This window comes from bacterium, assembly GCA_030654305.1.
In the GTDB taxonomy this organism is placed as follows: domain Bacteria; phylum Krumholzibacteriota; class Krumholzibacteriia; order LZORAL124-64-63; family LZORAL124-64-63; genus PNOJ01.
On sequence record JAURXS010000381.1, the window covers coordinates 1 to 7,392 of the forward strand.

The 7,392-nt window shown below is 73.8% G+C and carries 6 protein-coding genes; all 6 read left to right on the plus strand.

All coding sequences use genetic code 11. From position 1 onward, the window contains the following. On the plus strand, positions 1-2,001 hold a 2,001-nt coding region (gene uvrA, locus Q7W29_10930; GenBank protein MDO9172330.1), incomplete at its 5' end, for an excinuclease ABC subunit UvrA. Positions 2,002-2,127: 126 nt separating this feature from the next. Next, entirely contained in the window at positions 2,128-3,303 is a 1,176-nt protein-coding gene (gene gcvT, locus Q7W29_10935; protein MDO9172331.1) for a glycine cleavage system aminomethyltransferase GcvT, read from the plus strand. 27 nt (positions 3,304-3,330) lie between these two features. Then, on the plus strand, positions 3,331-3,708 hold the full coding sequence (gcvH, locus tag Q7W29_10940) for a glycine cleavage system protein GcvH (GenBank protein ID MDO9172332.1): 378 nt from the start codon (positions 3,331-3,333) through the stop codon (positions 3,706-3,708). Between the two features lie 7 nt (positions 3,709-3,715). Beyond that, positions 3,716-5,065, plus strand: a complete 1,350-nt coding sequence (gene gcvPA / locus Q7W29_10945; protein MDO9172333.1) for an aminomethyl-transferring glycine dehydrogenase subunit GcvPA — start codon at positions 3,716-3,718, stop codon at positions 5,063-5,065. A gap of 14 nt (positions 5,066-5,079) precedes the next feature. Then, on the plus strand, positions 5,080-6,585 hold the full coding sequence (gene gcvPB, locus Q7W29_10950; GenBank protein ID MDO9172334.1) for an aminomethyl-transferring glycine dehydrogenase subunit GcvPB: 1,506 nt from the start codon (positions 5,080-5,082) through the stop codon (positions 6,583-6,585). A 1-nt stretch (position 6,586) separates the two neighbouring features. Then, positions 6,587-7,297, plus strand: a complete 711-nt coding sequence (locus Q7W29_10955) for a biotin/lipoate A/B protein ligase family protein (GenBank protein ID MDO9172335.1) — start codon at positions 6,587-6,589, stop codon at positions 7,295-7,297. Positions 7,298-7,392 lie beyond the last annotated feature (95 nt).

Genomic DNA, 7,392 nt, shown 5'->3' on the forward strand with positions numbered 1-7,392 from the left:
CGCGTCTGCCAGGGTCTGGGCAGCCTGCCGACGATCCGCGAGGAGTCGCTGGTGCCCGACCCGTCGCTGTCCCTCGCGGGCGGGGCCGTCGAGTTCCTGCGCGGCAAGGAGACCGGCTGGCTGTTCACGCAAGTCGAGGCCTTCGCCGCGGCCCTGGGCTTCTCGCTGCACGCGCCCTGGTCGGGCCTGCCCGCGGACGCCCGCCGCATCCTGGTGCATGGCCTGGCGCCGGCCGACGCCAAGTCGCTGCGCAAGCACGCGCACTGGGACGCCTTCCTCGCCGGCTGGCTCGGCCTGGCGCCCGAGCTGCTGCGCCGCCACCGCGAGACCAAGTCGGAGAAGGTGCGCGCCGGCATCGAGAAGCTCATGACGGCCGACGTCTGCCCGGCCTGCCGCGGCTACCGGCTGTGCGAGGAGGCGCTGGGCGTGCGCGTCGGCGAGCTGCACATCGGCGAGGCCGGGGAGCTCGCCCTGGACGAGCTGGCCGCGTGGGCCAACGGACTGTCCTTCGCCGACCCGCTCAAGTCGGCCGTGGCGCGCCCCGTCGTCGAGCAGATCGCCACGCGCACCGGCTTCCTCTGCGAGGTGGGCGTGAGCTACCTCACGCTCGCGCGCGGCGTGGGCACCCTGAGCGGCGGCGAGGGCCAGCGCGTGCGGCTGGCCACGCAGGTGGGATCCCGCCTGACCGGCGTGCTCTACGTCCTGGACGAACCCAGCGTCGGCCTGCACCACCGCGACATCCACCGCCTGATCGGCACGTTGCAGAAGCTGCGCGACCGCGGCAACACCGTCGTGGTGGTCGAACACGACCTCGACGTGATGCTCGCGGCCGACCACCTGGTCGACCTCGGCCCCGGCGCCGGGGAGCACGGCGGTTTCCTCGTGGCCCAGGGCACGCCGGCCGAGGTCGCCGCCTGCGCCGGCAGCCAGACCGGCCGCTGGCTGGCCGGACGGCGCGACGGCCAGCACCCGGAACCGGTCAACGGCGGCGCCGAACCCGACGCCTGGCTGCGCATGACCGGGCTCACGGGTCGCAACCTGCGGGGCATCGACCTCGCCGTGCCGCTGCGCCGGCTGACCGTCGTCACGGGCGTCTCGGGCTCCGGCAAGAGCACCGCCGTGCACGAGACCCTCTACCGGGCGCTGGCCCGCCGCCTGCACCGCGCCGCGGCCGAGCCCGCCCCCTACGCACGGCTGGAGGGCGACGGGGATCTCGGATCGGTGGTCCTGGTGGACCAGTCGCCGATCGGCCGCTCGACGCGTTCCACCCCCGCCACCTACAGCGGCCTGATGGGACCGGTGCGCCGCCTCTTCGCGGCCACCCCGCTGGCGAAGGCGCGCGGCTACGGGGCCGACCGCTTCAGCTTCAACACCGGGCCCGGGCGCTGCCCGGAATGCGAGGGCGCCGGGGTGCGGCGCCTGACCATGGACTTCCTGCCGGACGTCGACGTGCCCTGCGAGGCCTGCGGCGGCCAGCGCTACGGCCCCGAGACGCTGGAGGTCACCTTCAAGGGCCGCAGCGTGGCTGAGGTGCTGGACCTGCCCGTGGAGGAAGCGCGCGAGTTCCTGGGCAACGTGCCGGCCTGCCGGCGCATCCTGGACGTCATGGACGGCGTCGGCCTCGGCTACCTGCGGCTGGGCCAGTCCGGCGCCACGCTCTCGGGCGGGGAGGCGCAGCGGCTCAAGCTGTCGCGGGAACTGGCGCGCGGCGGACGCGGCGACAGCCTCTACATCCTGGACGAGCCGACCACGGGCCTGCACTTCTGCGACGTGGACCGGCTGCTGGACATCCTGGCGCGGCTGACGGCGAAGGGCCACACCGTGCTGGTCATCGAGCACAACCCCGAGGTCGTGCGCCGCGCCGACTGGGTCATCGACCTCGGTCCCGATGGGGGGGCCGCGGGCGGTCGCGTGCTGGTGCAGGGACCGCTGGCGGCGGTCATGGCCTGCGCGGAGTCGCACACCGGCGCCATGCTGCGCGCGCTCGCGGGCGGCGGGTGAGGCGTCGCCGCCGCGGCCGTTTCGCTCCTGGACTTCCCGCCCGAGCCGTTTAGATTAGGCGTGGCCGGCGCCCGCGACGCCGCCCCGATCCCGGATCCCGCCGCTCCTCTCGCTCAGGAGGACGCCTTGACCACGACCGACGACACCCAGCTGCGCGCCACCCCCCTGACCGCCTGGCACCGCGACCACGGCGCCCGCATGGTCCCCTTCGCCGGCTTCGAGATGCCCGTGCAGTACCGGGGCGTGCTCGCCGAGCACGCGGCGGTGCGCGAACGCGTGGGCCTCTTCGACATCACGCACATGGGCGAGATCCTCGCGAGCGGCCCGGGCGTCGAGGCCTGGCTCGACGGGCTCTGCACCAACCGCGTGTCCGGCATGGCGGACGGCAAGGTCGTCTACACCGCGATGTGCCGCCCCGACGGCGGCGTGCTCGACGACATGCTGATCTACCGCCTCGGCCGCGAGGACTGGATGATCGTCTGCAACGCGTCCAACCACGACAAGATCGCGGCCTGGGTCGCCGGCCGCGCCGCCGGCGTCGCCGGCGTGGCGCTCGACGACGCCAGCGACCGCACCGCCATGATCGCGGTGCAGGGGCCCGAGGCCGCGGCGCTGACGGGCCGCCTCGCGGCGCTGCGCGGCAGTGCCGACGCCCTCGACGCCCTCGAGTTCTACACGGCCTTCGCCCTGCCCCGTCCCGGCGGCCGCTGGATCGTCTCGCGCACCGGCTACACCGGGGAGCGGGGCTACGAGCTGTACGTGCCGAACGCCGACGCGCTCCCGCTGTGGGAGGAGCTGCTGGCCCTGGGCGGCGACCTGGGCGTCGAGCCCATCGGCCTGGCGGCGCGCGACACGCTGCGCTTCGAGCCCGCTTACTGCCTCTACGGCCACGAACTCAGCGAGGACTGGACGCCGCTCGAGGCCGGCATCGGCTGGGCCGTGCGCCTGAAGGACCGCGATTTCGTCGGCCGCGAGGCCCTGCAGCGCCAGAAGGACGCCGGCCCGCCGCGGCGGCTCGTCGGTCTCGAGGTGACGGCGCCCGAGGCCGTCGGCCGCGATCGCCCCGCGCCCATCGCGCGCCAGGGCGCGCCGGTGTTCTGCGGCGACGAGCCCGCGGGCTTCGTGACCAGCGGCACCAAGAGCCCGACCCTGGGGCGCTCCCTGGCCCTGGCCCTGATCGACGCGGGGTGCGACCCCGCACGGCTGACCGTGGAGATCCGCGACCGGCGGCATCCCGTCCGCGTGGTCTCGTATCCCTTCCTCGCGGCCCGGGTCAAGGGCGACCCGCGCGCCGCGCGCTGACGCATCAACCGGCAGGAGGAGAACGGCATGGTGGCGAGCGACCGCAAGTACACGAAGGACCACGAGTGGGTGCTGGCCGAGGGCGAGAGCGCCACGGTGGGCGTGACCGAGTACGCGGCCCACGAGCTGGGCGACGTCGTCTTCCTGGAACTGCCCGAGGTCGGCACCGTCGTCGCGCAGGGCGAGGCGGTCGGGACCATCGAGACCGTCAAGTCGGTCGAGGACCTCTTCAGCCCGGTGGGCGGCGAGGTGATCGCCGTCAACGAGGCGGTGCTCGACGCCCCCGAGACGGTCAACCAGGACCCGCTCGAGGCGGGCTGGCTCTTCAAGGTGCGCATCGGGGACCGGAGCGAGATGGACGAGCTGCTCTCGGCCGACGATTACGACGCCCTCATCGGAGGCTGAGTCGCCCATGCCGTACACGCCGCACACCGCAGAGGACATCCGCGAGATGCTGGACGTCCTGGGCCTCGATACCGTCGACGACCTCTTCCGCAGCCTGCCCGCAGCCGTGCGGCCGCCGGCGGGCCTGGACCTGCCTGCCTCGCTGTCGGAGGAGGAGGTCTGGCGCGTGATGAGCAACCTGGCCGCGCTGAACGCGGGCCAGGACGAGCTAGCTTCCTTCCTCGGCGGCGGCGTCTACGACGCCGCGATCCCCGCCGCCGTGGACGCCGTGGTCTCGCGCAGCGAGTTCCTCACGGCCTACACGCCCTACCAGCCCGAGGTCTCCCAGGGCACCCTGCAGGTCATCTACGAGTGGCAGACCTTCGTCACCCGTCTGACGGGCCTGCCGGTGGCCAACGCCAGCATGTACGACGGGTCGACGGCGCTGGTCGAGGGGGTCCGCATGGCGCTCGGCCGCACCGGCCGCGACGCCGTGGTCCTGCCCGCCGCCCTGAACCCGCGACACCGCCGCGTCCTGGAGACGAACCTGGCGAGCGAGGGCGTGACGATCCTCACGGCGCCCGCCACGGCCGCGGGGACCACCGATCCCGCCGCGCTGCGCGCCCTGCTCGACGGCCGGGTCGGCGCGGTCGTGATCCAGAACCCCAACCACCTCGGCCTGATCGAGCCCGTCGACGCGCTCGCCGCCGCGGCGCGTGACGCCGGGGCGCTGGTCGTGGCCTCGGTCAACCCGGTCTCGCTCTCGCTGCTCAGGACGCCCGCCGAGTACGGCGCCGCCGTGGCGACGGGCGAGGCGCAGCCCTTCGGCGTGCCCTGCGGCTGGGGCGGGCCCCTGCTGGGGTTCCTGTCCTGCAGCGACGAGCTGAAGCGCCTGATCCCGGGCCGCGTCGTGGGGCGCACGGTCGACCACGACGGCCGCGAGGGCTACGTGCTGACCCTGCAGACCCGCGAGCAGCACATCCGCCGGGAGAAGGCGACCTCGAACATCTGCTCCAACCAGGGCCTGAACATGGCGCGGGGCACCGTGTACCTCGCCCTGCTCGGCGCCGAGGGCCTGCGCGAGCTGGGCGAGGCGAACCGCGTGCGCTGCGAGGCGCTGCGCGCGATCCTGCGCGGGATCGCCGGGGTGGAGCTGCCCTTCGACGGACCCGTCTTCAACGAGTTCGTGGTGCGCCTGCCGCGGCCGGCCCGCGAGTTCCGCGCCTTCGCGCGCGAGCAGGGCATCCTGGCGGGCATCCCGCTGGACGGCTTCGCGGGCTGCGGGCCGGGCGACCTGCTGGTCGCGGTCACCGAGCGCCGCACCGCCGACGAGATCGAGCGTTACGGGAGCGCGCTGCGCGACTTCCTGGAGCAGTGAAGGAGATGCCGAACATGAGCCACGAGCGGCAGGGCGCGACGCCCGCGCGCTGGGGCGCGGACCTGCAGACGAGTCTGTTCGCCAAGGGGCGCGCCGGCCGGCGCGCCACGACGATGCCCGCCTGGCGCGGCGACGACGTCGACACGGCGCTGCCGGCCGGCGCGTTGCGCGCGGCGCCCGCGGACCTGCCCTCGCTGTCGGAGCTGGAAGTGCTCCGCCACTACACCCTGCTGTCCAACCTGAACCACCACATCGAGCGCGGCCTGTACCCGCTGGGCAGCTGCACGATGAAGTACAACCCGCGGCTCAACGAGAAGGTGGCCGCGCTTTCCGGCTTCGCCTCGCTGCACCCGGAGCAGGACGAGGCGGACCTGCAGGGCCTGCTCTGCGCCCTGAAGCTCCTGCAGGACGCGCTGTGCGAGATCACCGGCTTCGCCGCCTGCAGCCTGCAGCCTGCCGCCGGCGCCCACGGCGAGTACCTGGGCATGCAGGTCATCCGCGCCCGCCACCTCGACCGCGGCGAGAGCGGCCGCACCGAGGTGCTGATCCCCGACTCGGCCCACGGCACCAACCCCGCTTCGGTGGTCCTGACGGGCATGAAGCCCCGCACGCTGAAGTCGGGGCCGGACGGCCGGCTCGACCTGGACGCGCTGCGGGCCGCGGTCGGCCCGCAGACCGCCGGCATCATGATCACCAACCCCAACACGCTGGGGCTGTTCGAGAGCGACATCGTGGAGGTCGCGCGCATCGTCCACGCCGCGGGCGGCCTGCTCTACATGGACGGCGCCAACCTGAACGCGATCCTGGGCAAGGCGAAACCGGCGCTGATGGGCTTCGACGTCGTGCACATGAACCTGCACAAGACCTTCTCCACGCCCCACGGCGGCGGCGGCCCCGGCGCCGGCCCCATCTGCGTGACGGAGGAGCTGGCGCGCTTCCTGCCGGCGCCGGTCATCCGCGAGGCCGGGGGCGTCTACCGCCTCGACGCCTGCGCCGGCGAGTGCCGGCCGAGCGTGCACGCCTACATGGGCAACACGGGCGTCTGCCTGCGCGCCCTGACCTACATCCTGCGCCTGGGCGGCGACGGCCTGACGCGCGTCTCGGAGCGCGCGGTGCTCAACGCGAACTACCTGCGCAAGCGCCTCGAGGGCCTGCTGACGGTCGAGCACGCCGACGGCACCCTGCACGAGTTCATCGCCACGGGCGCCGACTGGAAGGAGAAGTTCGGCGTGCGCACGCTGGACGTCGCCAAGCGCATGCTCGACTACGGCATCCACGCGCCGACGATCTACTTCCCGCTGATCGTGGACGAGGCGATCATGATCGAGCCCACCGAGACGGAGTCCAAGGAGACGCTGGACCGCTTCGTCGAGGTCGTGGCCGCCATCCGCGCCGAGGCCGAGCGCGACCCCGACCTCCTGCGGTCGGCGCCGCACACCACGCCCGTGTCGCGCCTGGACGAGGCCGCCGCCGCGCGCCGGCCCGACCTCAGCTGGCTCGGCCCCTGCAACTGCGGCTGAGATGGGCCGCCTGCTCGTGATCCGCGACGGCGCGCGCTCCGGCGCCGACAACATGGCGGCCGACGCCGACCTGCTCGCGCGCCGGGCGCCGGGCGACCCGACCGTGCTGCGCCTCTACCGCTGGTCCCCGCCGGCGGTCTCCTACGGTTACCACCAGGACCCCGACGACTTCGACCGCGAGGTGATCGACCGCCGCGGCTGGGGCCTCGTGCGCCGCCCGACCGGCGGTCGCGCGATCCTCCACGCCCAGGAGCTCACCTACGCCGTGGCGGGGGACGCACCGTCGGCGCGCTTCGGCGACGACCTGCACGCCGTCTACTCGGCGATCAACGGGGCGCTGACGGAGTTCCTGCGCCGCCTCGGCCTGTCGCCGGACATCTCGCAGGGCGAGAGCCTGGCCGCGGCCCGCGGCGCGGTGTGCTTCCAGACCGCCGGCCGCCACGAGGTGACCGTCGGCGGGCGCAAGCTCGTCGGCTCGGCGCAGCGCCGGCACCCCGACCGCTTCCTGCAGCACGGTTCGATCCTGACCGGTCCGGCGCACATCGACCTGCTGGACTGCCTGCGGGGGGAGGACCACGGCCCGGCCCGCCGCGCCGCGCTGCTGGCGGCCACGACGAACCTGGGCGAACTGCTGGGGCGGGACTGCGAGGGGCCGTTCGCGGACGAGCTCGAAGACCTGCTCACCGCCGTGTTCCAGGAGCGCTTCGGCTAGGTTCTGGCTCGGAGATTGTCCCTGCCCAAACGCTTGATGTGATGCGACTTGGACATGCAGATGCCGCCATGACAGGGGACGCGGGCCGGGCACCT